The 303-nt window shown below is 47.2% G+C and carries 1 pseudogene; it reads right to left on the reverse strand.

What is annotated here, in order from left to right:
* Positions 1–303: pseudogene (locus tag NE473_RS31190) on the reverse strand (M56 family metallopeptidase); the annotation flags it as partial.

The following is a 303-nucleotide window of genomic DNA, read 5'->3' on the forward strand; positions in this document are numbered from 1 at the left end:
GGCACAGCATTTCTGTGCCTCCTTCTCGGACATCACGCTGACACCGGTGACGCCTCCGGAGGAATCACGTTCCACTTTCAGATTCACCGTTCCGGCCTCATCATAATAAAATGCTTCCTTCTCATTAGAATCTGTAAAAAGCTTTACTTTCTGGTTTTTATAGAGGAGCGACTGACCATCGCCTGATATACCAATTTCATACGGGGAATATTGTTCATAAATACCGGGGTCCGGCAGGAATCTGACTGCGATATCTTCATTCACGTATATGAGATCCGGTATGCTCTCTGCAGCAGCGGAGGT

This window comes from Hungatella sp. SL.1.14 (assembly GCF_024460495.1).
GTDB lineage: Bacteria > Bacillota > Clostridia > Lachnospirales > Lachnospiraceae > Hungatella > Hungatella hathewayi.